Origin of the sequence: Parasphingomonas puruogangriensis (assembly GCF_036663635.1) — a bacterium.
GTDB lineage: Bacteria > Pseudomonadota > Alphaproteobacteria > Sphingomonadales > Sphingomonadaceae > Sphingomonas.
Genome location: NZ_JAXOJI010000002.1, coordinates 1 through 25,938, shown reverse-complemented (window position 1 = coordinate 25,938; position 25,938 = coordinate 1). Strand labels below are relative to the sequence as shown.

Here is a 25,938-nt window from a genome sequence, read left to right as displayed (position 1 = left end):
CAATTTCGTGGCGCTCCGATGCTCGCTGCGGTTCCTCCGCTGAGCGCCGCTGGCACCGGGGCTCGAACTTCCCCTGCGGGGGACCCGATCGTCTACCGCGCGAGCCAGTTGTCGCTTCACGACCGAGCAGGCCTATCCGAGGACGGGGATGCCTTGCAGTGATGAGCCCCAGGATACTCCTCATCGAGGACAACGAATTGAACCGGCAGGTGGTGCGGGACATGCTCCTGGTGGCGGGCCTGCGGATCGATGAGGCTGAATCGGGATCGGAGGGACTTAGGTTGTTCGAGGACCGGACCTATGATTTGTTGTTGCTCGATCTGCGCATGCCCGACGTCGATGGGTTCGGCGTCATAGACGCCGTCAGGACGAGGCGCGACGACAAGGCGGCCGTCCCGATAATCGTCGTCAGTGCAGAGGGCGGGCGGGACACTCGCGCCCGATGCCTTGCCCTCGGCGCCGACGATCTCATCACCAAGCCTATCTCGATGCAGGCGCTTTTCGAAAGCATCGAGGCCGTTTTCAGTTCGAAGCGGTTTTCCGACGACCTGTTGACCTGACGGGCAGAGCGCCTTGACGCTACGATGCAAGGAACAACGGACGTCGTCCTGGCAAACCGGTCCGCACACCGCCCGACGTGTGCGGGGTGGCGGGCACCCGGGGAGCAGCCGGCAAAGCGGCTAATGGAGACGGAAGCTTCTACGGCAACCGGCAAGAATGGTTCTGCGGGCAGGATGAGGCGGACTAGCCGGCCTGGAACGCCCGTTCGTCATGCCCGATCGTCCGCCTCCTCTGCCTTGGGCTCGACCGATCCCTGGCCATCTCCGCCGTGTCAGCCGACCCAACCTTGGCAACGTCATTGATCGAAGTCGTTGGAATTCGGATCCGTCCCGTGCAGCTGCGCCCAAAGCGCCTTCGTCCCTGCCTCCTGCGCGCGGTTGACGAACTGCGACGCGACGAGCCAACCCTTGATCGGCCGGAGCGGCAACAGGGTGCCGAGCGCCATGAACGGCACCGAGGTCACTAAGTGCACCCAGACGGGGGGATCGAAGGCCACCGGCAGCCACACCACGAAGAAGATCAGCGGCAGCGCTATGAGGGTCAACGCGAAGAAGGCGGGGCCGTCATCGGGGGCGGCGAACCGGTAATCTAGATGGCAGTGTTCGCACCGGTCGACGATCCTCAGCCAGGATCTGAACATGCGGCCGATACCGCAGCGAGGGCATAGCCCCTTCCAGCCGCACTTGACGATCCAACGGAGCTTGTCGCTGTCCGATGCGAAATCGGGAGCTCGGAATGGCTCTTGTTCCAACTATCGGTCCTCATTTCCGCTTACTGAACTTAGCACGCAGCCTGCTGATTGATGTGGTGTCCGGCGGTGACGCCGCAAGGATACCAGCGTGATGAGCACTCGATGCTTTGGAACAGTCCGAACCATTCGTTCGTAGGGCTTGCCGCGACCTGGCGCATTGGCCAGAGGTCGGACGTGATAAAGGAGCCGGAAATGGCGTTGCGCCTCGAAATCGATCAAGACAGCCTCATGGACAACGACGTTGCGCGCCAGGTCGAGTTCACGGGGGAGATCGACGGTGAGGAGCGCGAGTTCGCCGTCAGATATGCCGTGCTGAAGGAGCTGAGCGGCGATGAGCCCGAGGCGGACGCGCTCGAGATGTTCGAGCGTTTCAGCGACGAGATCGCCGACATCTGCGTCGAGGCCGCGGTGCAGCGCCCGTCAGCGAACGTGGTCGTCGTCGATGAGGGCGATCTCGAATAGATCGTGAGGAATAGGACCTGATGCGGTCATGCGGGCGGAATGCTTCGGCCGTCGGATCCCAGCTTGAAGGCCGCCCTCGGACGCGTCGCCGACACGAGAACGGTTCCATCGCCATCTTCTGGGCTCAATCTCCACGTGGTCTGGTTGCTGGCGAGATCGTCCATTTTATGGTCTTCGCTGCGTCAAGCATGCTGTTCCAGTCGACGAAGGACCAGTCCACTTGGTGCAGCCGGCGATGAAGCACATGCAAGCGGACCCCCCGGCCGTATCTTCCGCCTACGGTGGTGGGCGCGTGACCGCAGATCTGATCGACGATCCGCTCGGTGATCCCAGCCTCGAGCGCCAGATCCTTGAAACTATGGCGGGAACTGTGGAACGCCACCCGCCTATCTTTGGTAGCGTGATTGTCGATGTAGCGGTTGGCGAGCCGTGAAGCCTCCTGCGTGAGGTCGCCGTACATGTTGGGCTTCAGGTCCGGAAACAACTGTCGATGTCCGGCATTGGCGAGCGCGTCCAGATAGCCCTCGAAGTCGAGGGATCGCAGGTGGTCGTGGATCGGCACCAGGCGGCGCGAATCCACCGTCTTGACGTGCTTTTCGGCTTCGTCTCCGGGATCGACCACCAAGTCGTCGATGTCGATGTAGAGCACCTTGCCGCTGCGCTTGACGTCGGCAAGCTTGGCCTGGCCGACCTCCTCGATCCGCGCGCCCGTGGTGAAGCAGATCAGGAACATCCAGTACAGGGTCTGATCCGTCACCAAGCGTTCGGTCTTCCAACTGGCCGGATCGAGGAACAGCCGGCTGCTGAAGAGCTTCTGCAAGTCCTCCTCCTGGAAAGGCTCGCGCCGCCTGCCACCCTTCTTGTAGCCGGCGATCTTTACGCCGGTCCCGATGTTGCTGGTCAGGATGTTCTCCGCCCAGGCGTAGCTCAGCAGCGCCTGAACGGCCCCGACGCGTTTCTTCAGCGTGTCGGGGCCGATGCGGCCAGCCTTGACTGCGCCGTGTTTCGACAGCCGTCCCGTGAAGGACAGCGCGCGGTCGGCGCGGGGCATCGACGCTGGCAGCTTCCGGGCCTCGTCCCGATAGTTGAGGAGGTCGTCATGCTTGATCTCGCCGATGGTGATGTCGCCGACATAGTCGATGAAATCGACGATGGACGTCCGGTATTCGCTGGCGCTCTTCTCCGTCGGGCCGCGCTGATCCTTCCAGCTGTCGAAGAGCTCGAGGAGCCGCATGCCGGGCCGTTGGCGGGACTGCGTCCTTTGGGGCTTGCGCTCTTGCGAGGGACCGATGGGCAGCGCGTCGAGATAGCTGCGCACGACGCCGCCGAGGCCATCGGGCAGGTCTGCTTTACCGAGACTATGGTAGCGGGCGACTTGAGCCACCGCGCGCTCGATCTGGGCATCGCGGGCACCGGCTGCGAAGCTCGCATCGGACATGCGCCAGACGGCACCGGGTGCTTGGCCGGCCAGGTGTCGGCGCGTTCCGGGATGATTGCGGAACAGGGCCGCGTTGCCGGCCAGCTGCGTCCATTGCTCCGTCGTGGAGGGTGCCACGAGCGAGCACCCCTCGGGCGTGGCGTTCCACAGTCCGCGGTCGATCTCCCGCCTGGCGAGGTCGAGCCGTTCCGGACCGTCGAGGCCGCCCTCATCGAACTCCGGTCCCTCAAAATATGCCATCACCAGCCGCTGGGCTTCATCGCGTTGGGATGGACGCGGGTCGCCGGTTGAGGCCAGGCGTTCGCGCGCCTCCTCGAACTGGCGTTCCAGTTCGGCGTTGGCGGCGGTGAAGAGGACCGACGCCTTGACGAAGTCCTTGGTGCCTAGGCTCGCCTTGTAAAGGGCCTTGCCGCCGAACGCGGCGCGGAGCTTCTCCGGGATCTGCCGACGCAGATGGTAGATGCCGGTCTGGGGGTGTTTGTAGGGCTGCGCCATGCCTGCCATTCTCGTGCTCGCTGTACCATAGCGCTGTACCTACAAGCAGGGAAGAGTGGCTGAATTGCGCGATTCCGACGAAAAAGCGACGTTTGGTGACCCCTACGGGAATCGTTTCGAGCGACAATTTGACGCTCTTGATGCACGAGCTGTCCGGTTTTCTGGGCACTTCGCAAATAAAGTGAGCGACATTGGTGTGATACAAGCCCTTCAGGAGGGATGCCAAAACCCGCAAAGCCATTTCGTCATGGGATGATTCGAGACTCGGTCTACTACTACCAGCGCCGGGTGCCTCGCGCTGTCGTTGCCCGACCAAGTGCGTTTGAGCTGCATTTCGATAGCCTTGGGCAGTATCGCCGCAGCTTGAAAACGAAGGTGTATTCTGAGGCGCTCGCGCAGGCCGCCATCGAAGAACAGAAGTTCGATAGCATGGTGGCATTGGCCTTAGGGCATTCCGTTGTCACGGGGGTGCAAGGTCTTCAGTCGGTGACCACCGCGCCGCGTGTCTTGGATGAGGTGGCCCTTGCTGATCTGTCCCGATCGATCCGTGACGGGCTTTGTCGAAGCTGGCGCGAAGATATTTTGGCAGCGCAAACTTCGTCCGACCGTTTGGAAGATCTTGAGCGGCGCTTGGAACGGGTGAACGAAGCAACGGCGCGCCACGATGACATTGGCCTCATTTTGGGCGGTAGCTCGGTCGATGAGCGGGCGAGGCGCGCGAACGATTTCCTAAACTTTCGCGTAGACGAGCGTTCCGCGTACTTCGGTGAACTCAAGATGGCTATCAGAGATGGTTTGACGCAGGCTCGTCAAGACATTCAATCTATGTTTCTTGGGAAATCGCTGCCCGATGATAGCGGATCCTCGCTGGTCAGGACATTTGCCTCGCCGTCTATGAAGACATCGACCCAGCGGAAACTGAGCGAGGTCGCAAAGAAGCAGTTCGCAGTGAAGAACCTTGCTCCGAAGACGGTCCAAAAATACAAGCGCGCTTACGAATGTTTTATCGAGGCCGTGGGTGACAAGCCGATAGATCAGATTTTCCAGAGTGATATACATCGTTTCCTCGAAGTCGTCACGTTGAGAGAAGTGGGCATCGGCAGCAAAAATGCACGTCCGATCACCCGAACGACGGTTCAGAGCTATCTCACTCCAGTCTCTTCGTTACTGACGCTTGCAAAGGGAAGGGGTTGGCGCAGCGGTCCTAACCCTGCGTCTGAGGTTGACTTGTCCGCGTGGGTCGCTCAGCCTAACCTATTAGCTACACCAAACAAAAGGCGATTGCTTGAGAGCGAGCTGAATGTATTGTTTGCTCACCCTTGGTTTGCCGGATGTAAGTCCCGCCGGCTGTCCTATAGTCCGGGAAGTGTGATCCTGGATGATATGCGCTATTGGGCACCCGTCATTGCTCTATTTACCGGCGCCCGTGCAGCGGAGCTGGGCGGCCTCAAGCTGAGTGAAGTGCATCTTGGAAACGCGCCGCATATTGTGCTCCAACCAAACGAATATCGTCGCACCAAGGGGGGCTATAGCAGAATTGTCCCGATACTTGACGCGCTACTTGAGCTGGGATTTGCGGCATACTTTGACCGCGTATCTAGCGGCGGCGGCGATCGATTGTTCCCCGACTGGGATTGCCCGCGCGACCGATTAAACGACTCTGACGACCTTTCGCGCTGGGCGAACGGTAAATGGGTAAGAGCATTTAATCGGACGCTCATGCCTAGTCTATTCCCGCTTGCGCCAAATGAAACCCGAAGTGCAGTGACGTTTCATAGCCTCCGAGGTTCGTTTAAGAAGCTTTTGGAGGATCATGGTGGAGGGAAGAAAGCCAATGCGATTGTGGGACATATCCACGATGACCTCGACCGACGGTATATAGGTTTTTTCTCCGCAGAAGACCTCCACGAAGAATTTCACGGGGCACGGTTCAAAAATATCATCGTTCCCCATCGCCGCTTCGTTGTTTGACCTGGCGACGTCTGTTGACGCGCGATCGCTAAGGGGAAAAGCTAGGCTGTGTACACGGTTATATGCCCGACCACCTATTAACTCTCTGAGGCCATGTTGAGCAGGCACCTGATTTCCAAACTTCCGACCTACCTGGTTCGGCTACAGCTCATCTATCAGAACGCGGGTGAGAGCCGCCTCTCAGAGATCGTTTTGCACTGCAACTACGCCACGATCGAGGATGCCGCTTACGACAACTGGAACGGCGGCATGTATGGACACGACGTGGTTCTTTTCCTTCCGATCCAAACGCTCTCCTTGGTAGGACTGGCCGAGCTGCAGGAGGTGTGTAAGCGGCTTTTGACGGACCTGAACACACTAGGCGAGGGGATCGAAAACGAATCGTTCAACGCCTTGCGCCTGGATCTGAACGACGACAACGATCCCAAATACCAGCGCGCCGTTCCCTTTTCCAAGAAGCTGCCAGTAAACCCTGATGCGGTTGAGTTCTGGAAGCCGGGGCTGGCGCGTGTCTTCGTCAGCCATCGCGATGCCTACAAGAAGGAAGCTCGTGAACTCGGTGAGGCGCTGGAGGAGTACGGCCTGTCCTGCTTCATCGCCCATGATACCATAGCGCCGCTTGCTGAGTGGCGAGGCGAGATCATGAAGGGGCTTGAGACCATGGAGGCAATGATCGTCTTTATGACGGACGACTTCCAGGATAGCCTCTGGTGCCAGCAGGAGGTTGGATACGCTCTGGGTAGGAGCGCGCCAATCGTGCCACTCAAGCTGGGCAGCAAAGACCCTCCCGGCTTCATCTCCCACGTACAGGCAATGCGCGGCAACATTGACGATCCGTTAGCGGCCGCCAAGGGTCTGTTCCCATTGATAGGTAAGGCACTTGGACGGCAGGAGCGACTGAACGAGGTGCTCATTACCGCGTTCTGCGACTCTCCCAGCTATTCAGATACCAAAGAGCGTTTCGACCGCATGAAGGCCAGCGTTAAGTCGCTTACCGATGCCCAGCTTCAGCAGATCGTTGCGGCGTTTGCCGAGAACGGCCAGCTTAGCGGTGCTGGGTACCTGACGGGAAAGTATGAACGCCTTCGTTGCTTTCTCGAGGCTGTTACCCATCGTAAGTTCACCGTAGCGCACCGGATCATTTCCGAGCAGAAGCAGGCCACCGCTTTCGCGGACGACGACGCTGACGTGCCGTTCTGAGCGGTAAACCGGAGAGGCACGCACCGATGTTGAGCCCACCCAATCCAGATAAGCTGGTTGATCTTAGGATCGCGCACCTGACCCTGATCCAGGGCGTGATCTCCAGAATGTCGGGTTTCAGCGCAAGCGCGAAAAACTTCTGCATCACAATTAACGCCGCCATCATTGCGGTTGCGTTTCAAAAGCAGGTTCCTTGGCTCGGTATGGGAGCCGCCATGGTCCTTATGCTGTTTGGGCTCATGGACAGCTACTACCTTTCGTTGGAGCGCCGTTACCGCGCGCTCTATGAGGACGTTGCTAGTCGGGCGCTCGACGTTTTACCAAACATGACCTTGAAGGCGGATGTCCTTAACTGGAAATTATTTCGCAGCTCGATCGCCAGTGTCTCGGTGTTCCCCTTTTATCTTTTACTGATGGCCTCGATGGGCGGCCTGTTGTATCTTGCCGATCATGTGCAGTCCGACTCCTCCAAAGCTCCCCTCCCTGGCGTTGGCGGCCCTGCTGGGTCAGCGAGAGAACGCGCTCAGCAACCAGCCGCTCTCACCATTAGTGAAAGCATTGCTAGAGGGCGCAAACCCGCCACAGCCCAACGCATTAAGGGGCCTATTTTCGATCCCAGCACCAACTCCATCGCCAGCACTGGGGAGCCTATCCGGGCTCGCTATCACGCCGCCCCTTGGTGCGAGACCTGGCAACAGGGCGTGGAACGGCGCTGGTTCGCCTGTGCCGCCGGTCGCGCCTACGCCGCGCAACGTCTTTTATAGCTTCCACTATGCCGATATTATGCGGGTGAACCACGTACGGCAGTCGGGTAAAATTAGGGGCACGGATAAGGGACGTAACCTGACACCACGCGATCGGAGCCTATGGGAGAGTGTTAAGCGCACCAATCCGGCTAACCTTAAGCGGGTCATCAATGCTGGCCTGGGTGGCACATCGACTACCTGCGTGCTCGCTGGTTACGAGACGTGGTCGCGGGAATGGGTGCGGTATGAGATCGCTCGCAGCTTGATGCGCGGGAACGCACTGCTCACCGTTTACATTGATGGCTGCAAGTGCCCCAACGAGGGTTATGGCCGGCGGGGCTGCAATCCGCTCGCAGCGATGGCGCTGGGGTGGGATAACCGCATCTACGAGCATCGCGGAGGGCAGTGGGCCATATACCGCGAGATCGAAGGTAAGGTGCTTGGTTGGCCCAAGTGGTTGTCGAGGCCATCTGAGGGGCGGGTTATGCCGCTCGACCAAGGGGCTCCCGCCTACGACTGGGTCACGGATGATGGCTATAACAACTTAATCCGCTGGACGAACCTGGCGGCGGTCCAGGCGGGGAAGTAGGTAGATTAGCTTGCCGAGCAGTTTGGCGGTGGATGGCTAAGCACTGCCAACACCGCGACCAATCGGCACCATCCGGGTGCTTACCCACTGAGCTTTGTAGGACATCGTCCTTGACGGCCATCAAATTCGCGTGATCAGTCCGGTGTCACCCGATAGACGCTCGCGCGCCCAATCCCAAGCTGCTTGGCGATTTCACTTGGCCCCAAACCTTGTGAGCGCAGCGACCGCACAGCATCGGCATCAACCGATGGCTTGCGCCCCTTGTAGACGCCCGCCAGCTTCGCTCGTTCGATACCCTCGCGTTGACGTTCCTTGCGTATGTCTGTTTCGAACTCCGCGATCGAGGCCAGAACCCCGAGCAATAGCTTCCCGGTTGACGTGTCGGTATCCATGCCACCCTGTTGAAGGCAACGGAACCCCACCCCTTTGGTAGAGAGGCGAGCGACGATCGCGTGAAGGTCGGCAGCTGATCGTGCAAGGCGGTCCAGGCGTGTGACGACCAGCGTGTCGCCCTGGCGCACGAAGTCCAGGGCCTCGGCCAGTTCATCACGGCCCGAGACGGTGGTCCCACTGCGCTTCTCGGAAAAGACCTTCTCGCACCCCGCCGCGGTCAGAGCGTCCAGCTGCACTTCAAGAGACTGGCCTGCGCTGCTCACTCGTCCATACCCAACCAACATCGCTTATACCGTCTCAATAGCTTCTAGAGGACAGACCTTGCTGTATCATATATGATGGGTCAACCCTTTTGAGACAGGCTGGGGCAGTTCGAGCTGTATCATCCGCTTGTATCGCCAGGGTATACTCTAACGATCAGCGCGGGACTTTCCCGCCGTTGATAAAGCAAGCTGAGTGACTCCTTGACCGTCGCGTGTCGAGCATGTCCTGTCTTCGCCCTGCACCCGGCGCGGGCCACTGAGCTTGCATTCAGCATACCCTATTCGAAATAGGAGATCGGCCCAGGTTCTCAGGGCCGATCTCCTCCTCGGTTCGCCTAACCGCAACGAGCGCGCTCGCCCAAAACGTGTCTACGATCTCACCACTTTTATAACGTGTGCGCGAGTACTCGTCGGCCAGCAGCACTTCGGTACGTCCCTCCTCGATCGCGACGCCGCGGCCCCGAGCGGAAACTGTACGGGATAATGCGCACTAGGGGATGTAGGCTGGCGACGCGGCGCTTTGTATCTTGCGGACGTAGAAATGGGGCCTGCGCCTTCAACGCAGGCCCCATTATTGTTGCGCAGAGCCTTAGAAGTTCACGCCGACCCCAAGCGAGAACCTGGCGCCCACATCGTAGCGGTTGTAGTAGATCCGGTTGGCACCGAGCTCCTGATACTCCTGGTACTTGGTCGCCAGAATGTTGCGAGCAGCGGCCTTCAGTTCGGCGTCGACGCCAAACAGCTTGATCCCCTGTCGTGCAACCAGATCGATCTGCACACCCGGCTGCTCGTAGATGTCAGGCTGGCCCGACGGGCCGCGGCTGGTGACGCGCTTGCTGGCGTAGTTGACCAGCAAGGTCAGCTGCGACAGCTTGTCGGTATCCTCGATGCCGATCTGCACGTTGCCGATGTGCTTCGACTGTCCGGTCAGCGGCTGGCCGCTGCGGAACAGGTTTGACGCCGCCTGCGACGAGCCGTTGATCACGGCCAAATCGCCTTCCGCAACTTTGATTTCGGATTTCGAGAAGGTGTAATTGCCGGTCAGCATCAGGCGGCGGCTGGAGAAGAAGTCGCCCCCGAACACGTCGGCCAGCGGAATGTATTTCTGCGCCTCGAGTTCGAGGCCATACAGCGTGGCTTCTGGAGCGTTGGCGAAGCTGGTATTGACCGATCCGTCCGATGCGTTGACCGCCGCGAACGCCTCGATCGGACGGTCGATCTTCTTATAAAACCCGCCGAGGGTCACGCGCTGGTCGCGCGCGAAGAACCATTCGTAGCGGCCCTCGATGTTGGTTAGCTTGGAGTCGACCAGCGAGGGGTTGCCGCGGAAGTTCCGGTTCGAGTCGGTGTCGAGGTAGATCTGCGAAACCAGCTCGCGGAACTGCGGCCGGGCTATCGTCTTCGAAGCGCTAAGACGCACCTGCATGTCGTTGGCGACTTCCCACGTCACCGTCGCGCCGGGCAGCCAGTAATCGTTGTCGAGGTTGGTCGCGACGACCAGATTGCTGCCCGAGTTGAACAGGTCGAGCGGCACGACCGTCTGCTTGGCGGTCTCATAGCGCACGCCTACGTCGATCTTCACGGTCGGCAGGATGTCGGCTTTGAGCTGACCATAGCCGGCATGCGTGCGCAGCTTGGCCTCGAACGCCGCGGCGCCGGCCTGACCCGAGGTTTCGAGAAGGACGATGTCGTAGGTCTGGATGGTGTAATCGGACAGTAGATAGTCCGGGCGTAGCTGGCGGACCGCGATCGGCAGGTTGGTGCCACGGTAGGTGAAGTCCCGGCGCGTCGAGGTGCGGTCGGTGTCGCTGTAGGCGTAGCCTACGGTCGCATTAATGCGCGGCGCGAGCTCGTAGGTCAGGTCGGCGCCGCCGGAGAACAGGTCCTCGTTCAGGTCGCTGAACGCGACCGTGGCCACGCCCTCCTGGTTGTTGCCGCCGAGATCGTTGACGAACCGGTCGCCGGTCGGATCCTGTGCGAGGGGCTGGTTGGTCCGCACGTAGGTGAAGCTGCGTTCATACGGAGCCTCGCGCTGGGTGTTGGCGTAGCCGCCGCGCAGGTCGATGCTGATCTTGTCGAACTTGAACTCGCCGGTCAGCTGCGTGTTGATCAGCTGCCGCTCATACCAGGCGGTGTCCTGGGTCAGCAGGTCGCGGTTTCCCGACTGGAAGCGGTTGCCTAGCGCAAGGCGGCTCTGCTTCAAGGTGTCGCGGATGTAGAGGTTGGTCCAACGGACTTTGTTCTCGTCCCACTCCAGCCCCACGCCGAGCAAGCCGCTGGCGACGACGCGGTTATCAGTTACGACGCGGTTGAAGCTATTGTCTGCGACCGACAGGTCCGGTGAGCCGGCAGTTTCCTGCAGCGTCTGCCGCGTGCGCCACGTGTTCGACAAGCTGGCCGTCCCAATGAACCCGAGCAATGCGCCGCCGAGGTCGATCGAACCGCCACCGGTCACATCGCCGGAGAAGTTCACCGGAATGTTGTCGTTGCGCTGGAGGACGGTGGTGCGCGCGTTGGATAGGCTGGACGCCAGCAGACCGATCTCCTCGGTGGTGTAGTCCTGGCCGACCGCGATCAGCTTGCCGCTGTTCAGCGCATCCTTGAAGTTGTCTGGCAGGGTGCGGGTTCCATTGTCGAATCCGGTCCAGTCCAGCCGGCTGCCCGCATGGGTGTAGCCAAGCTGCCCGGTGGTGACGGTGTCACCGCTGACCGACGCACCGATCGACAGGAACGCGTCCCGCGGGATCGCTTTGGTGGTGAGGTTGATGACGCCGCCGCCGAACTCGCCGGGGAAGTTGGCCGAATAGCTCTTCTGCACGAACGACGAGGCGATCACGCTGGTCGGGAAGATGTCCAACGGAACGACGCGCTTGAGTGGTTCGGGGCTTGGCAGAGGGGAGCCGTTGAGCAGGGCCAGGGAATAGCGGTCACCAAGGCCGCGGACGTAAACGAAGCCGTTGCCGACGACACTGAGGCCGGTGACGTGCGACAGTGCGCCGGCAATGTCGCCTTCGCCCGTCCGCGCGATGTCGTTGGACGACAATACGGAGACGACCTGCGGTGTGGAGCGGATCAGGTTGCGGTCACGACGACCAACGACGACGATGTCCTCGCCGCCGCCGCCGCCGGGGATCGAGACGTCGATTGGCTCGTCCTGCTGCGCAGCCGGCGTCTCTGCGGTCGCGGGGTCGGCTGCGGGGGTCGAACTTGACGCCGTGCCGCCAGGCGCGGTCGTCTGTGCGAATGCCGCGGGCGAGACGAGTGCAGTGGAAACGAGGAGCAGGCTCGCCAGGCTGAGCGGCTTCGACATGTAGGATCCCCCGGGAAAATTAAGAAAGAGGAGCGACGCTTCGCGCGCCGCTCCTCGTATCAGGTCAGTTGGTAGGCAGGGTGCTGCAGGCACTGCTGGTCGTACCGAAGTTCAACGTCGCCGAGTTGCAGGTCCAGCCGGCATACCAGGTGTCGTTCGCATCCTTCACGGCGCCGACATAACCCGGCGACACGAAGAAGCTGCCCAGCGTCGCGGCGGCGAATGCCGGACGTGCCGTCTCGTTGGCGCCGTTGATGAAGCCGTTGATCAGGCTCGGCGTGAAGGTCGAGCTGTTGTTCGACCCCGCTTCGAACACCGAACGGACCTGGGCGTCGGTGACCGGTGCGTTGCCAAGGAACGGGTTGGCGGCGCACTGCATGTTAACCGAATTGAACACCGGCGGGCCGGCTTCATCCAGTGCTGGATCGGCAGCGCGGATCGTGTTGGCGCGGCTGATGCGCAGGCAGGCCAGGTTGGGGCTGACGACCACGCCGTTGACCATCGTGTAGTCGGTGCTGCCGCGAAGCAGCATCGATGCCAGATCGGAACCGACCGTCGAACGCTGGATGAAGGTGAAGTTAGCGAGGCGCGTGTTCTGGCGCGGCGTGTTCTCCTCCAGCGTGTTGTCCGAGTCGGCCTCGATCATCGCATCGCCGACGCCGCTGCGCTGAGCGGCGATGACGAATTGGATGAAGCCCTTATACCCGACGTCGGTGTCGAGGTTGTCGTCCTCATTGCCGGTCAAGACGAGATACTTCATGTTCGGACGACCGCCGAACACCTCGATGCCATCGTCCGAGCTGTTGTGGACTTGGATGTGGTCGATGGTCGTGCCGGAACCGACACCCGATGGCGTCAGGCCCTGGAGTTCCGAGTTGGACGAAAGGATGAAGCCCGAATAGCGGATCTGAACGTATTGCAGGCGGCCGCTGTTATCATCTGCGGTGGCACCGCCATATAGAGCGTTGCTGGTGCCTTCGGTATCGCGCTCGCATGCCGTCGTGCCGGGAGCGGCCAGCGGCGCGGAGCAGTCTGTGATCGGCGCACGGCCGAGCAGCACGACTCCGCCCCACAGCTGCGAGGTGTCGTCGGTCGCCGTGCCGGTGACGTTGCCACGGCCGGTGAAGACGATCGGGCGGGTCGGCGTGCCGACGGCGTCGATCCGGTTGCCGCGGTTGACGACCAGGAACGAGACGCCGGTCGCACCGAAGACGACGACGCCGGGGTCGACTGTCAGCGTCACGTTGTTGCCGGTGCTGGCGGCGCCGCGATCGGTGCCGACGTCGACGCGGCCGGGCAGCGAGTAGATGACGCCTGGGGTGCGCGCGATCTGGGTGTTCGCAGTGAAGCGGGCGGGGAATGCGCAGTTGCGGTATTCACCGGTCGGGCCGGAGATCGTTCCGGCGTTGACCAGCTGGTCGGGGCCGGGGATGGTCGGGCAGGATGCAGCCGGGGTGACCAGGCCGGTGCCGGGCGTCGGCGTCGGAGTGGGAGCTGGCGTAGGGGTCGGGGTGCCGGGGACGACGATCGTGCCCTCACCCGGGGAGGCGATGTCGCTCGCGCCGCAACCCGCAAGGGCCGCTGCCGCGCAGCTGGTCAATAGAACGAGGCTAACGCGTTTGAAGTTCGCCATAATATCTCCGATCCGGTTTGTCCGGGTTGCATGGTTGGGCTCGCGCCCGCGACCGACTCGGATTTTCCCCCTGCCGATCCCATGGCGGCCCTAGCCGGGGCAGGTGACCGTAAGATGCGTTTCGCGTTACGGCTCTGTTACTTCGGTGTGACTGATAAATGACGGTCGCCGGGATGACCGCGTCGGTCTTGTCGAATCACGTCTGCAACGGCATCTTCGGTCCGACTCGACGCCGTCAAATCGATCTGCGTGGCGGCAGTCTACCGTCACTACACAGCCGCGACCCGTCCGGCACATCCGGGGTTTTCGAATGCGCATTGGGCTGACGGGGACCTACGATGGCCAGCTTCTCGCACTGATCACCAAAGCCGCCGGCGAGCTCCACTTCGTGGTGCAGGTTCCGCTCGCCGATGCTTTTTTAGGCGACATTCCCTTTGACGCGCTGGTGATGTGTCATGCGGTTTTTGACGATGACGCGGCGCATGACCTATCGGCGGTTCGCAACCAGGACGGCAAAGTCCTCATCCTCTTTATCTTCCGGGCGCCGTCCGAGGATGGTTGCGTTGCAGCGTTCGGGGCGGGCGCGGACGATTGCGTCGCTCAGCCGATTGGGGCCCGCGAACTGTCCGCGCGCCTGCAGGCGCTGAAGCGCCGCCTTTCGCCGGTCGGGCGGGCACGTGCGTTGCGCGCTGCGAACGTGTTGCTGGACGTGGATCGCGCTACAGTTCACGTCGACGGCAAGCTCGTCCATCTCATGCCGACGGAGTTCAAGATCTGCGAGCTTCTGATGCGCCATGCCGGAAACGTCGTGACCAGGCGGACGGTCGTTGAGGAAGTATGGCACGATTACCTTCCGAGCTCCGAAAAACTGTCGGTCGGCCACCACATCGAGCATTTGCGGCGAAGCATCTTGAAGCACGGCATGGCGTTGAAGATCGCCGTGATCCCCAAGCTGGGTTACCGGCTGGACCCGGTCGATCAATCTTCCCTGCGCCTTGTCTGACGGGCTACTGAGGTTATGACGACGGCATGATACCGAAGCGCCAGCTCGAAGCGGCCTTGCGACCTGAGCCCGACCTGATTTGCCGCTGGGGCCTGCGATGCATGCGCACCGGCAGATGGCTCCCGGTGGTCTACCGCTCCGAGAAGGAGGCGACCGCCGCCGCCGAAGCCGCCCAATAGCTGGCAACGGCGACGTCGTTTCCAGCATGTCAGAAACGGCATGTCCTTGGTCACGGTCTCGCTTAACGCGCTGCGTCTAAACGCAGTGACGTTATGAACTTCGACACGGCGATCTGTATGGTCCGACGCGGCCTTGCTAAGCATCGGCCTGCGGCCAATTGCTTAGCTGCTTGGGGCTGAACGAAGGGCGGCTTACCCCATCCGCTATCGCCAAGTGACCTTTCCGTCCGAGAACGACGGGTCTTGTTTTTGGTCCAAATCAGCATTGCTGACCGTTAGCGGGAAAGTCCGCTAACCACACATCTATCGCCATTCACGATTGGCCAAGGCGCTTGGAGCGCCTGCAACCCGACTGGCCGCTATCAGGCGGCAAAGCTGCCGGAACGCTCGCGCCCAGTTGCGGACGTTCGCCGATAGGCTAAGTCGTAGTTGATGATTGCTCCCATTTCTCGGCTGATGGTCTTAGGGGCTCTACTTGTAAGCCCCGCATCGACGCGCGCGTTCCCAGACGAACCCAAGATAAACAGGCTGACTGTCCGAGAGCTACAGGCGTGTTATGCGGCTGGCGGCTACCCAACGATGGTGGGCTTCTTCGACGAGGGTTGTGTCCGGCCATACAAGGACGCGGGAAAGTTCTGTACTGATGGGAGCCAGTGCGAAGGTGAGTGTATATCGCCTAACGTTGCTCACGGTACTACCAAGCAGACTGGCATATGTGAGGCGAGAACTGGCACGTTAAGCTGTCGCGCCTTGATTGTGAACGGAACGGTCTCTCAGGAACCGTGCATCTAAACGCTTCCGCTGGTGGTTCAAAGCGCCGCACCCGTTAACGTCCGCTTCCCACCGAGGCTGTGTGAAAACGTTTCGTCGCATCCGAAACGAGCAATTTCGGAATCAGGGGCGACCGTGGTTCGCAAAGGTTGAATCAACCTCTGGCCAATTTTGAATCATTGTTGCGACGACCGCGTAAGGTTTCGCGTTTTCACACAGCCTACACCACTTTTTGCCGTTCACGTCGCGCTGTGACAATCAAGATGCCCAAAAGCTGACCGGCAGCTAACGGGGCGAAAAGCAAACTGGCAGGAAGCGCCCCAATTGCGGTCATTCAAGACCACGGTTAAGCGGTTCCGACATCGGGTTATATAGCCAGGAGAAACTTTCTCGCGCAATGTCCTACAAAGTCGCGCCGAAGAGCTGCCTTCGCGGGTAGGGATCTTATGTCGCTTCCATCCTTTAGCAGCGCCGTGGGTCAAATTGGCTTGCGTGCGACTTGTGAGCTGAAAACCTGTGACGATGACCGCTTCTGGGCCGCCCTGGGATCTTTGCGGGACCAGGCGGGTTTGGCGAGCGTTGCTCGATCCCGAACGGGCTCAATTCGACTGCCGTAATCAAGCCTGACGTGCCTGACTTTCCTGTCAAACCTTACGCGGTCAGGCGCAGCCAAATTTGCTAAGAGGAGAAAAACGGCTCGTTTCAGCCATTCCAGTGTCGGCGAAGTGAATCTCCGACGGCTGAAAAGGGGGAAAAAAGTTTTCTCCTGACAGTCAGGAAATGGCAGCAACAGTCCTGCTTCGACGTCGTCTGATCCAGGGCGAAACCATCCTGCCCGCCGGATTTTTAGTCGCGCTCGCCCTAATGTATCATCCAGTGCTGCCGTCGCTTGCGGCCGGCGGCGTGAGCTCAAAAGCCCCGTAGTCGATCGGCAAAATGGCCCAGCCGGTCTTGGAGTCATACACGCCGATGCCTTCGATCTTCCGGCGCTCTGCCTCCCATTGATGCCGCACCAGACCAAGTCCCCACCAAGAGTCCCACTCACCTCCTAGCCAACCATCTGGCATGTCGCCGAGCCGATAGCATACCGCCTCGTAGATGCGTTCAGCACGCTCTCTGTTCGCGGCGAAGATCGCCACCTGGTAATCGTCTTCATCATCTGCAAATCCGTGAAGCTCGAACATCGATCAACCCTCCTCTTCGGTGAGCAGGTGGTCGGCTGCCAATATGGTCCAGCCTGTAGACGAGTCGTAACGCCCCACGTCGGTGATCCCGTCTGCGAGCACCGCATCGAGATGGGCCGGTGAGTGCCCCTCAGGGGCCCGCCAGACGTCGATGCAGTAGTTGTCGGGGTATCGACACTCGCGAGCGTCGAACCACGTCGCGTAGGTTCGTACAGCCGTTCCCTCGTCGGGCGCGAATATCGTGAGCCGCTCCAGGTCGGGGCAGACGAAGATGTATGGTTTCATGCTGGTCTCTCTCTGTGGTGACCAGATGACTATGATCGTGCTCGCGCTGGGATGCGGGTGGCTTCGTTCCAGCAGAGCGTCGCATCACTCTTCCCTACGCAATGCCCATGCATCCCGCGCGAGCTCGATAAGGCTCTGACTGAAGAACACTCGTCGTTTGCCCAGCCGCGCGTCGTAGCGTTGCGCATTCTTGGTGATGTATGACGGCCATACGCCTCTGCCCGCGAACTCGCCCAAGTTCTGCGCATCCTTATCATAGGCTGGCTCAACCTTCACTGGCCTGCCCTTGCCCTGCCACTTCAACGCAGGAAACAGCGCCTTTTCTAATGCCACCTTGAACCGGGTTTGGTCTCCCGAACGCTCGCAGAGGACGATCCCGTGGAGATGCGGCCGGGTAGGGGCCTTATTCCACTTAGTACGTGTTTCTACGATATAGGTCATTGGCAAAGAGCTGATGCCCTGGTTTCCCAGCGCTCTGCGTATTCGTTGCTCGAGGTTCGACATGATGTTGCTTCCCCCGGCCATCCAGCCCGCCAGCATAAGGGGGTCAACATGGGCGGTGAACGCGAAGCAGACACCGCACTCCATGCCCAGGTCGAAGGCAATGAACATCTTCATGGCTTCCGATAGCTTGTGCCACTTTGGTAAGTGCTTTGGGCTAAGCTCGGTGTAGCGGTGTGAGTGGTCAGAATCCGTCCATACTGACATGGGGTCGCGTGACTGGCCGGCACCTACCTCAAACGCCCGCCGGATAGCGGCGTCGCTCATCAAAGCGCGTATGAGCTCCTTTTCTCCTGTAAGCCGCTTTGTTAGCTCGCGTTTCACCTTATTCATCGCCGGTTTGCTTCGGCGAGGGCCGCGATGATCGGCCAGTCGGCTGGCTGAAATTTTGTTCGCGGACAAGGGCATCTCGATTGGTTCGGTGACGGAATTTTGGCGACGCAATGGCCACGTCGCACGCCTTCATCGGACTGTCACCGCGTTCCCTGCTTGTGACGGTCTATGAACGTATCGAGGTCGGGCTTATTTCCCAATGGTGCTGTGATACAAAGGTGAGTTACAACTGCATTCTCAACGCAGCTAAGTCATTGAAATATATGGTTTTGGTGACCCCTACGGGAATCGAACCCGTGCTTCAGCCGTGAAAGGGCCGCGTCCTAACCGCTAGACGAAGGGGCCATGCCGGCAAGCGCCGGTTGGTGGAAGGGCCGGTTAGGCAAAGCACGCGCCGCGGTCAACCCGCTGCGTCGCGTTATCCACGGTTTCTGTACGATAAGCGCTCAATCCACCCACGCCGCATCGTCGAGATGCAGTTCCGCGGCGGGTCTGGCGCCCCAATCGTCAATCTTGGCGCGCCCGGCGAGCCACAATTTGCGATGCGGCGGCGCGCCGAGCAAGGCGGCGCCGAGCGCCGTTTCGGCTTGGCGGAAGGCCACCGCCTTGAAGCTGCGGCCGTCGTCGCCCGAGACGATCAGGCGAAGATGGCCATTACCGACCACGTCGGCCTTGATGATCCGCACCGGCCCGGTGATGATCCTGGGCTGCGGCCAGCCCATGCCATAGGGGCCGCCCAATTCCATCGACTCGACCAGTGCGGGGGTGACGCCGCCGGGGGAGAGCAATGCGTCCAGCAGCAAGGCGCGGTCGCCGATCGAGCGCGCGACGGGATCGGCCAGACGCGAATCGAGGAAATCACCGAACGCGGCGAGCTGGTCCTCGGCGATGGTCAGCCCGGCGGCCATGGCGTGACCGCCGCCGGCGACGAGCAGGCCTTTATCCTTGGCCGAGAGCACCGCGGCGCCGAGATCAACGCCCGAGATCGAGCGGCCCGACCCCTTGCCCACGCCATGCTCATCGATCGCGATGACGATCGCCGGGCGGCCATATTTCTCCTTGAGGCGGCCGGCGACGATGCCGATCACGCCCGGATGCCAACCATGGCCGGCGACGACCAGCACCGCGCGTTCCCTGGCCACCTGCGCCAGCATCTCGGCCGCTTCCTGCACGATCCCCTCGATCGCCCGGCGTTCCTCGTTGAGCCGATCGAGCTCCGCGGCGATGTCGGCGGCTTCCTGCGGGTCGCGGGTGGTGAGCAGGCGGACGCCGAGATCGGACTTGCCGACACGGCCGCCGGCATTGATGCGCGGCCCCAACGCAAAGCCGAGATCGGTACAGGTCGGCGCACGCGTCAAGCGTGAGGCGGAGATCAGCGCGTTGAGCCCGATGTTGCGGCGCTGCGCCATGACCTTGAGGCCCTGCGCCACGAAGGCGCGGTTGAGGCCGCGGAGCTGCGCGACATCGGCGACGGTGCCCAACGCGACAATATCCAGCAGATCGAGCAGCCGCGGCTCCGGCTTGTCCTTAAAGGCACCGCGACCGCGCAGCACGCGGATCAGCGCGGCGCCGAGCAGGAAGGCGACGCCGACGGCCGCCAAATGGCCATGGGCGGCGCCCTCGGTCTCGTCGAGCCGGTTGGGATTGACCACGGCATGCGCGTGCGGCAGCGCAAGCGCGCATTTGTGATGGTCGACGACGATGACATCGACGCCGGCCTCGCGCGCCGCTTCCAGCGCCTCGAATGCCTGGGCGCCGCAATCGACCGTGACGATCAGGTCGGCGCCGTCGTTCTTGAGCTTGACCAGCGCTGTGCCCGAAGGGCCGTAACCCTCCATCAGGCGATCGGGGATATAGGCTTTGGCCTCGAGCCCGAGATCGCGCAGCAGCAGGATCATCAGCGCGGCCGAGGTGGCGCCATCGACATCGTAATCGCCGAAGATGGTGACCGATTGCTGTGCCTCGATCGCGTCGGCAAGCCGCTCGGCGGCGCGGTCCATGTCGCGGAACATCGACGGATCGGGCATGAAGGCGCGGATGCTTGGCGCTTTGTGCGCCTCCAGTTCCTCGCGCGGGCAGCCGCGGGCGAGCAGCAATTGGGTGACGAGATCGTCGGGCGCGAAGCCCGGATCGCGCGCGTCGGTGGCTAGCGCGCGCCAGCGCCACGGCTGGCCGAGGATCGAGTTTGTGATGTTGAGGACGGTGTTCATGAACGCCGCTTGGTAAACATGCGTGCTAGGGGAGGGAAGGGGCGGATCAGCTCAATTCGCCCGGGCCAGGCCCGGGCCGATATACCGCTCAGCTATGCAGCGGGACCCCGGCATAGGCCGCGCCAGACAAGGTCGCGCCGGTCCCGCCCACCCGTGTCGCGACGATCTTGGCGATGCGCCACGCAGGGACGCGGTTGATCTGCACCTTATAATCGTAAAATGTGCTGAAGCCGCCATTACCGCGCAGATCGACCACTGGGCCATAAGCGGAGACGACCAGATCACGCGAGGCTTCGCAACGATCGACGATGATCGCACTGACCATGTGGCGCAACATGCCGGCACTATTGCGGCGGATGATGGCGGGCAACGAGCGCAGCGCATCGGTGCCGCGCAATATCAGGCCGTCGCTATCTTCATATTGGCCGTCGCTGGTAAACAATTGCGACCAGCATTCGCCCCGGTCGTGATCCAGATAGTGACAATAGCGGCTGAGCAGTTCCTGAACCTCGACCCGGGTCGGGGGATCGATCGCCGATATGCAGCCCATCGTCTCTCTCCAGCTTCCGGCCCCACGCGACCGTACGAAAGGTGCGGTCGCGGTGTCGGAACGTAGCGGCGATTGCATACCCAAAATTCAAACCTGTCAAGCCAAGCGGCGATCGCGCAGCAGCGGCGCCTCCTCGGGCGGGCGACCGCGAAAGGCAATGAACGAGGCCAGGGGATCGCGCATATTGCCCGGGGCGAGGATCTCCCGGCGGAAGCGATCGGCGAGCGCGGGATCGAAAATGTCCTCGAATGCCGCAAAGGCGTCGGCGTCCAACACTTCGGACCACAAATACGAATAATAGGCACCGGCATAGCCGCCGTCGAAAATATGCGTGAAGTGCGTCAAGCCGTGGCGCGGGGCGATCGCCGCGGGCATCTGGATACGCTCCAGCGTCGCGCGGGTGATGGCGGCGGAGTCCGGTGCGGGATCGGCGCTACGATGAACGGCCAGATCGAGCAGCGACGAGGCGACCAGTTCGATGGTCGCGAAACCCTGGCCGAATTCTTCCGCCTGCTCGATCGCGGCGATCAACGCGTCGGGTAGGCCCAACCGGCGCAGCGTCTCCGGCGCGACGATCCAATGCTCCATGAACTTGGACGGGAATTCGACGAAATCGCGCGCCACCGCGGTGCCGGCCTGGCTGGGATAGGTCACGTCGGACAATAAGGCGTGCAAGGCATGGCCGAATTCGTGAAACATGGTGCGCGCTTCGTTGATCGATAGCGACGTATCGGCGCCCGGTGGGGCCTTGGCGAAATTGGCGACGAGATAGGCGATCGGCAGAACCGGCGTGTCGAGCTTTTCCTGCACGCGGATACTGCCCATCCAGGCGCCGCCATGCTTTTCCGGGCGGGCGAGATAGTCCGTATAGAGCAGGCCCACGGGCGATCCGCCGCGAGATACCGCCCAGGTTTCGACGTCCTCGTGCCAGCCGGGCAGATCCTCGCGGCGATCAAAGGCCAGGCCGTATAGCCGCGCGGCACAATCGAACGCGGCGCGGCGCACACGGGTCAGCGTGAGATGCTGTTTCACCTCGGCACCGTCGAGCGCATAGCGATCGCGCCGCACGCGTTCGGCATAGAAGCGCCAGTCCCACGGTGCGATGTCGAACGTTTCGCCGTCGGCCTGCGCCACGGCCTGCAGTTCGGCCTGTTCGGCAGCGACCTGCGCCAGCGCCGGTGTCCACACCCGCATCAGCAAGCCCTCGGCCGCATCGGGCGTCTTGGCCATGCTGTCGACCAGCGCATAATCGGCATGGCTGTCATAGCCGAGCATCGCCGCGCGCTCGTGACGCAGCGCGAGCATGCGATCGACGATGCCGCGATTGTCGTGCGCGCCGCCGTCGCAGCGCGTGGTGAACGCGCGCCACAAGGTCTCGCGCAGATCGCGGCGGGCGGAAAAGTTCAGGAAATTTTCCGCGTCGCCACGATCGAGCGAGATCAGGTGTTTGCCGTGGTCGCCGCGCGCTTCGGCCCGGCGCGCGCTGGAATCGCGCAACGCTTGCGGCAACCCGTCAAGATCGGCGGGCTCGAGCAGCAAGTGCCAGTCGGCCGCGGCGGCCATCACGTTCTGGCCGAAGCGGGTGCCGAGATCGGAGAGTTCGGTGGCGATCGCGGCGAAGCGCGCCTTGTCGGCAGCGTCGAGCAACGCGCCGCCATCGACGAAACCGCGATAGCTGGCGTCGAGCAGGCGCGCTTGCGCTTCGTTTAGCCCGGCGGCGTCGCGCGCTTCCCATACCGTCTTCACGCGGGCGAACAGGCCGGGATTGTGCCCGATCGAGGTGCCGTGCGCGGTCAGCAAAGCGCCGATTTGGGCCTCTATAGCGTGGATCGTGTCGTCGGCCTGCGCCGAGGAGACGGTCCAGAAGATCCGGCGCGCGCGCGCGAGGCGCGCGCCGGCCCGCTCCATCGCGACGATGGTGTTGTCGAAGGTGGGGTGCGCGGGGTCAGCGACGATCGCGGCGATGTCGGCTGCGGCTTCGGTGATGCCCTGGCGGATCGCTGGGAGATAGTCGGCGGGGTCGATGCGATCGAACTGCGGCGCGCCAAAGGGGAGCGGGGAGGGGGCGAGGAGGTTTTCGATCATTGTTTATACCGGTCGAGCGTTGATGTTCTCCTGCGAACGCAGGAGTCCAGGGTTATGAAGGACAGCGCTGGTGGCCCTGGGCTCCTGCGTTCGCAGGAGAACAGTGGCCGATGAGCGCAAGCTTAGGGCCGCGGCGCCGGTGGTGAACTCAGATCGATCGTCTCCACTTTATCGGTATGCACATGGAACCCGGCCAGCCGCGCCGGGCCGAACGTGGTGGTCAGCGCGGTATCGGTGGCATCGCGGCCGCGCGCCATGAGCAACCGCCCGGCGCGCTGCTTGTTGTGGCGCGCATCGAACGTATGCCAGCCGTCGCCAAGATAAACGTCGAACCAAGCGGAGAAATCCATCGGCCCGGGGATTGGCGGGATATCGATGTCGCCGAGATAGCCGGTGCAATAGCGCGCCGGAATGTTCATGCAGCGGCACAAGGTGATCGCGAGATGCGCGAAATCGCGGCACACGCCCTGCTGCTCCTGATGCGCGTCCCAGGCCGTCTTGGTCGGGCGGGCATGCTGGTAGCCGAAGGTGATATGGTTGTGCGTAAAATCGACGATCGCCGCGACGCGCTCCCAGCCCGGCGGGATATGGCCGAACAGGCTCCAGGCGGTGTCGGACAAGTGGTCGGTCTCGCAATAGCGGCTGCCAAGCAGATAGACGAGCACGTCATCGGGCAAATCCTCGACCGGGTGCTGGATCGCATCGGGGCTGTAGGGATCCTTGATGAAGCTGTCTTCGATCACGAAATCGCAAGACAGCGTCAGCCCGCCCTCGGGCACGGTCAGCCGCGTGCAGACGTTGCCGAACGCATCGGTATAATCGTACATCGGCACGTCCGGCGTGGTGACGATACGGTGTTGCGTGCGCAGGTCGCGGTTGCGCGACGGGTGCAGGCTGAGCATCGCCATCAACGGCGTGGCGACGTCGGTCTCGTAACGGATGTCGTAGCCGGTGCGGATCAGCATATGAGGGTTTTCCTGGGCTTGAGGTCGGCGGAACGGGGCTGGTCGGAAACATTGCGGTCGACCGTGATGTCGACCGAGACGGTCATGTCGAGGAAGCTGCCGGGAAAGCCGCTCCACGAGCCGGAGATCGGCACCGCCTGATAGATGTCGCGCGCGATGGCCACGCGGATCAGGCCGCGGCTACCGACGATGCCGTTGGTCGGATCGAACTCGACCCAGCCTGAACCTGGCAGATAGACGCGCACCCAGGCATGCGTGTTGCCGCCGCCCTTATGCGTCTCGCGCGAGGTCGGGTTATAGACATAGCCCGAGACGAAGCGCGCGGCGAAGCCCAAAGCGCGGACCGCCTCGATCATCAGCATGGCGTAATCGCGGCACGTGCCTTTGCGCCGGGCGAGCGTCTCGATCGGCGATTGCGTGCCTTTCTCGGGGCGGCCGACATAAGTGAACTCGCGTTTGATCGCGCGCGTCATCTCGGAGAGCATGTGGAGCGTGTCGGTCGGGCTGTCGGTGTTGACGAAACGCCGCGCCCAGCCATCGATCTGGCGCTGCGGATCGTGATGCTGGCGCTCGATCGAGCGCAGCAGGTCGGGCATGTCCTCGCTCGAATAGGTGAAGGGATAGCCTTGCGCGTAATCCTCGATATCGACGTGTTGCAGCTCGCTCGGCATGTGCTGCAGCCGGATCTGGCTGTCGAACACAAGTTCGCGCGCGGGTTTGTCGAACGTGGCGATGGCGACGGAATTGCCGAACACGTCCTGCAGCCAGCGGATCTCGGCCGGCGCGGGATCGATCCGCAGATCGGCGTCGATCAGATGCTGGTCATAGCTTTCGCGCGGGCGCACCATGATGCGGTGCTCGCCAAACGACACCGGCTGGCGATAGGTATAACGCGTAATGTGTGAAAGGTTCAGGAATGGCATTGGATACTCGTCGCAGCGACACCGTCTCGGGCGAGACGTTGCTTTCGGCATATGATCCATTGCCGGTTCGAATAATCAACCCCGGGGGGACGTCATCGTTCCTGCTGATCGGCGATCATGCCGGAAATCTTGTGCCAGAGCGCTTGCAGTCGCTCGGTTTGCCGGCGGTGGAACTCGAGCGGCACATCGGCTGGGATATCGGCATCGGCGACTTGGGGCCGTTACTGGCGGACAAGCTCGACGCGGTGTTCATCCGCCAGACCTATTCACGCCTCGTGATCGACTGCAATCGCGATCCGGCGCGCGCCGATGCGATGCCCGAAGTGAGCGACCTCACCATAGTGCCCGGCAATATAGCGCTGACGCCCGAACAACGCAGTGCACGGGTGGCGGCGATCCAAGTCCCCTATCAGACGGCGATCGGCGCCGAGCTGGCGCGGCGCGATGCCGCCGGCATGGCAACGATCCTGGTGTCGCTGCACAGCTTCACCCCAGCCATGCAGGGCGTGGCGCGGCCGTGGCAGGTCGGCGTGCTGCACGATCGCGGCAATACGACGTTCGCCCTTGCGCTGATCGCGGCGTTCGAACGGGCAGGGGATCTGACCGTTGGCGACAACGAACCGTATAGCATGGACACGATCGATTATACCGTGCCGCGCCATGCCTATGAGCGCGACCGGCCATATGCCGAGATCGAGGTGCGACAGGACCTGATCGCGACGGCCGAGGGCTGCATCGAATGGGCGGAGCGCTTGTCCCACGCACTGGCAGCTGCCGCCTGGGGTGAATCGGTATTGATTCGGCGGATTGCCCGTTTGTCCTGCCCGAGCGGCTTTCCAAGATGACGCTTACGTGACCCGTAAACCCGCGTAAATCCGGGGATTTTTGAAAAAGTGTAGGAAAATTGCAAGAATGTGTTTGACCGAATCTGAGGGTGGCCCTAGAGGGGTGTCACCGCAGCGGAGGGCCACACGGTTCGCTTGCTACGGTCACCAAATTCTCGGCGCCGCGCCACTCTCCGAAAAGAGGGTTGGTAGGGCGTCGGTATTTTGCGCTCTTTGACATTGTTGGTTTTAGATGAAGGGACATGTGGGCGGCGGCGCCCGGGTCCAGCGTTTTCAAGGCGCTGAGTACTCG

At 61.9% G+C, this 25,938-nt stretch carries 22 protein-coding genes and 1 tRNA gene; 9 read left to right on the top strand and 14 right to left on the bottom strand.

The genetic code is table 11. The annotated features are described in order from the left end of the window. Window positions 1-161 precede the first annotated feature (161 nt). Complete coding sequence (locus U1739_RS05715) at window positions 162-560, top strand: response regulator (protein ID WP_332704963.1); 399 nt, start codon at window positions 162-164, stop codon at window positions 558-560. A gap of 296 nt (window positions 561-856) precedes the next feature. Here the strand turns inward: U1739_RS05715 and U1739_RS05710 are convergent, their stop codons facing one another. Then, the gene (locus U1739_RS05710) at window positions 857-1,312 is read right to left on the bottom strand and encodes a DUF983 domain-containing protein (RefSeq protein WP_332704961.1); all 456 of its coding nucleotides are present in this window, start codon (window positions 1,310-1,312) and stop codon (window positions 857-859) included. A gap of 192 nt (window positions 1,313-1,504) precedes the next feature. Here U1739_RS05710 and U1739_RS05705 point away from each other — a divergent pair, with 192 nt between their 5' ends. After that, complete coding sequence (locus tag U1739_RS05705; protein ID WP_332704959.1) at window positions 1,505-1,774, top strand: DUF1488 family protein; 270 nt, start codon at window positions 1,505-1,507, stop codon at window positions 1,772-1,774. A 124-nt stretch (window positions 1,775-1,898) separates the two neighbouring features. Here U1739_RS05705 and U1739_RS05700 read toward each other — a convergent pair whose 3' ends face one another. Beyond that, the gene (locus U1739_RS05700; protein WP_332704957.1) at window positions 1,899-3,707 is read right to left on the bottom strand and encodes a DUF6538 domain-containing protein; all 1,809 of its coding nucleotides are present in this window, start codon (window positions 3,705-3,707) and stop codon (window positions 1,899-1,901) included. Window positions 3,708-3,762: 55 nt separating this feature from the next. On the opposite strand from U1739_RS05700, the gene U1739_RS05695 reads away from it, so the two are divergent. The 5 genes from U1739_RS05695 (at window position 3,763) to U1739_RS21130 (ending at window position 8,213) form a co-directional block, all read left to right on the top strand. Then, window positions 3,763-3,963 carry a hypothetical protein gene (locus U1739_RS05695; protein WP_332704955.1) on the top strand — a complete coding sequence of 67 codons (201 nt, stop codon included), beginning with the start codon at window positions 3,763-3,765 and terminating at the stop codon, window positions 3,961-3,963. Then, a complete protein-coding gene (locus U1739_RS05690; RefSeq protein WP_332704953.1) occupies window positions 3,927-5,678 on the top strand; it encodes a DUF6538 domain-containing protein in 1,752 nt (583 codons plus the stop codon). The genes U1739_RS05695 and U1739_RS05690 overlap by 37 nt, the downstream gene beginning before the upstream one ends. A 96-nt stretch (window positions 5,679-5,774) precedes the next feature. Continuing rightward, window positions 5,775-6,878, top strand: coding sequence for a toll/interleukin-1 receptor domain-containing protein (locus tag U1739_RS05685; RefSeq protein ID WP_332704951.1), 1,104 nt, complete (start codon window positions 5,775-5,777; stop codon window positions 6,876-6,878). 26 nt (window positions 6,879-6,904) lie between these two features. Next, on the top strand, window positions 6,905-7,642 hold the full coding sequence (locus U1739_RS05680; protein ID WP_332704949.1) for a hypothetical protein: 738 nt from the start codon (window positions 6,905-6,907) through the stop codon (window positions 7,640-7,642). Window positions 7,643-7,661: 19 nt separating this feature from the next. Then, window positions 7,662-8,213, top strand: a complete 552-nt coding sequence (locus tag U1739_RS21130) for a TIR domain-containing protein (RefSeq protein WP_443025518.1) — start codon at window positions 7,662-7,664, stop codon at window positions 8,211-8,213. 134 nt (window positions 8,214-8,347) lie between these two features. On the opposite strand, the gene U1739_RS05675 is transcribed toward U1739_RS21130, so the two are convergent. The 3 genes from U1739_RS05675 to U1739_RS05665 form a co-directional block, all read right to left on the bottom strand. Further along, complete coding sequence (locus U1739_RS05675) at window positions 8,348-8,890, bottom strand: recombinase family protein (RefSeq protein WP_332704947.1); 543 nt, start codon at window positions 8,888-8,890, stop codon at window positions 8,348-8,350. Between the two features lie 568 nt (window positions 8,891-9,458). Further along, entirely contained in the window at window positions 9,459-12,179 is a 2,721-nt protein-coding gene (locus tag U1739_RS05670; protein ID WP_332704945.1) for a TonB-dependent receptor domain-containing protein, read from the bottom strand. Between the two features lie 64 nt (window positions 12,180-12,243). Beyond that, a complete protein-coding gene (locus tag U1739_RS05665) occupies window positions 12,244-13,812 on the bottom strand; it encodes a beta-helix domain-containing protein (protein WP_332704944.1) in 1,569 nt (522 codons plus the stop codon). A 310-nt stretch (window positions 13,813-14,122) separates the two neighbouring features. Between U1739_RS05665 and U1739_RS05660 the strand changes: the two genes are divergently transcribed. After that, window positions 14,123-14,815, top strand: coding sequence for a response regulator transcription factor (locus U1739_RS05660; protein ID WP_332704942.1), 693 nt, complete (start codon window positions 14,123-14,125; stop codon window positions 14,813-14,815). A 1,819-nt stretch (window positions 14,816-16,634) separates the two neighbouring features. On the opposite strand, the gene U1739_RS05655 is transcribed toward U1739_RS05660, so the two are convergent. The 9 genes from U1739_RS05655 to U1739_RS05615 form a co-directional block, all read right to left on the bottom strand. After that, window positions 16,635-16,949: a hypothetical protein gene (locus U1739_RS05655; RefSeq protein ID WP_332704940.1), complete on the bottom strand. Its 315-nt coding sequence runs from the start codon at window positions 16,947-16,949 to the stop codon at window positions 16,635-16,637. A gap of 3 nt (window positions 16,950-16,952) precedes the next feature. Beyond that, window positions 16,953-17,234 (bottom strand): hypothetical protein, encoded by a 282-nt coding sequence (locus U1739_RS05650; protein ID WP_332704938.1) that lies wholly within the window; start codon window positions 17,232-17,234, stop codon window positions 16,953-16,955. A gap of 84 nt (window positions 17,235-17,318) precedes the next feature. Next, a complete protein-coding gene (locus tag U1739_RS05645) occupies window positions 17,319-17,852 on the bottom strand; it encodes a hypothetical protein (protein WP_332704936.1) in 534 nt (177 codons plus the stop codon). 486 nt (window positions 17,853-18,338) lie between these two features. After that, window positions 18,339-18,413: transfer RNA gene (locus U1739_RS05640), tRNA-Glu, on the bottom strand. 101 nt (window positions 18,414-18,514) lie between these two features. Next, window positions 18,515-20,278 carry a single-stranded-DNA-specific exonuclease RecJ gene (gene recJ, locus U1739_RS05635; protein ID WP_332704934.1) on the bottom strand — a complete coding sequence of 588 codons (1,764 nt, stop codon included), beginning with the start codon at window positions 20,276-20,278 and terminating at the stop codon, window positions 18,515-18,517. Window positions 20,279-20,366: 88 nt separating this feature from the next. Further along, window positions 20,367-20,828 (bottom strand): nuclear transport factor 2 family protein, encoded by a 462-nt coding sequence (locus tag U1739_RS05630; RefSeq protein WP_332704932.1) that lies wholly within the window; start codon window positions 20,826-20,828, stop codon window positions 20,367-20,369. A 96-nt stretch (window positions 20,829-20,924) separates the two neighbouring features. Beyond that, complete coding sequence (locus U1739_RS05625) at window positions 20,925-22,913, bottom strand: M3 family metallopeptidase (RefSeq protein ID WP_332704931.1); 1,989 nt, start codon at window positions 22,911-22,913, stop codon at window positions 20,925-20,927. A 122-nt stretch (window positions 22,914-23,035) separates the two neighbouring features. Continuing rightward, a complete protein-coding gene (locus U1739_RS05620; protein WP_332704929.1) occupies window positions 23,036-23,878 on the bottom strand; it encodes a transglutaminase-like domain-containing protein in 843 nt (280 codons plus the stop codon). Continuing rightward, window positions 23,872-24,801 carry a transglutaminase family protein gene (locus U1739_RS05615; protein ID WP_332704927.1) on the bottom strand — a complete coding sequence of 310 codons (930 nt, stop codon included), beginning with the start codon at window positions 24,799-24,801 and terminating at the stop codon, window positions 23,872-23,874. Before U1739_RS05615 ends, U1739_RS05620 begins: the two co-directional genes overlap by 7 nt. Between U1739_RS05615 and U1739_RS05610 the strand changes: the two genes are divergently transcribed. Further along, complete coding sequence (locus tag U1739_RS05610; protein WP_332704925.1) at window positions 24,795-25,646, top strand: N-formylglutamate amidohydrolase; 852 nt, start codon at window positions 24,795-24,797, stop codon at window positions 25,644-25,646. The genes U1739_RS05615 and U1739_RS05610 overlap by 7 nt on opposite strands. Window positions 25,647-25,938 lie beyond the last annotated feature (292 nt).

Bases quoted from the DNA above. Each gene is read 5' to 3' on its own strand.
- U1739_RS05655 (WP_332704940.1), bottom strand. From the start codon at position 16,949: ATGTTCGAGCTTCACGGATTTGCAGATGATGAAGACGATTACCAGGTG.
- U1739_RS05675 (WP_332704947.1), bottom strand. From the start codon at position 8,890: ATGTTGGTTGGGTATGGACGAGTGAGCAGCGCAGGCCAGTCTCTTGAA.
- U1739_RS05645 (WP_332704936.1), bottom strand. From the start codon at position 17,852: ATGAAGATGTTCATTGCCTTCGACCTGGGCATGGAGTGCGGTGTCTGC.
- U1739_RS05630 (WP_332704932.1), bottom strand. From the start codon at position 20,828: ATGGGCTGCATATCGGCGATCGATCCCCCGACCCGGGTCGAGGTTCAG.
- U1739_RS21130 (WP_443025518.1), top strand. From the start codon at position 7,662: ATGCGGGTGAACCACGTACGGCAGTCGGGTAAAATTAGGGGCACGGAT.
- U1739_RS05625 (WP_332704931.1), bottom strand. From the start codon at position 22,913: ATGATCGAAAACCTCCTCGCCCCCTCCCCGCTCCCCTTTGGCGCGCCG.
- U1739_RS05680 (WP_332704949.1), top strand. From the start codon at position 6,905: ATGTTGAGCCCACCCAATCCAGATAAGCTGGTTGATCTTAGGATCGCG.
- U1739_RS05700 (WP_332704957.1), bottom strand. From the start codon at position 3,707: ATGGCGCAGCCCTACAAACACCCCCAGACCGGCATCTACCATCTGCGT.
- U1739_RS05610 (WP_332704925.1), top strand. From the start codon at position 24,795: ATGGCATTGGATACTCGTCGCAGCGACACCGTCTCGGGCGAGACGTTG.
- U1739_RS05715 (WP_332704963.1), top strand. From the start codon at position 162: ATGAGCCCCAGGATACTCCTCATCGAGGACAACGAATTGAACCGGCAG.
- U1739_RS05670 (WP_332704945.1), bottom strand. From the start codon at position 12,179: ATGTCGAAGCCGCTCAGCCTGGCGAGCCTGCTCCTCGTTTCCACTGCA.
- U1739_RS05660 (WP_332704942.1), top strand. From the start codon at position 14,123: ATGCGCATTGGGCTGACGGGGACCTACGATGGCCAGCTTCTCGCACTG.
- U1739_RS05615 (WP_332704927.1), bottom strand. From the start codon at position 24,801: ATGCCATTCCTGAACCTTTCACACATTACGCGTTATACCTATCGCCAG.
- U1739_RS05690 (WP_332704953.1), top strand. From the start codon at position 3,927: ATGCCAAAACCCGCAAAGCCATTTCGTCATGGGATGATTCGAGACTCG.
- U1739_RS05620 (WP_332704929.1), bottom strand. From the start codon at position 23,878: ATGCTGATCCGCACCGGCTACGACATCCGTTACGAGACCGACGTCGCC.
- U1739_RS05665 (WP_332704944.1), bottom strand. From the start codon at position 13,812: ATGGCGAACTTCAAACGCGTTAGCCTCGTTCTATTGACCAGCTGCGCG.
- U1739_RS05705 (WP_332704959.1), top strand. From the start codon at position 1,505: ATGGCGTTGCGCCTCGAAATCGATCAAGACAGCCTCATGGACAACGAC.
- U1739_RS05650 (WP_332704938.1), bottom strand. From the start codon at position 17,234: ATGAAACCATACATCTTCGTCTGCCCCGACCTGGAGCGGCTCACGATA.
- recJ (WP_332704934.1), bottom strand. From the start codon at position 20,278: ATGAACACCGTCCTCAACATCACAAACTCGATCCTCGGCCAGCCGTGG.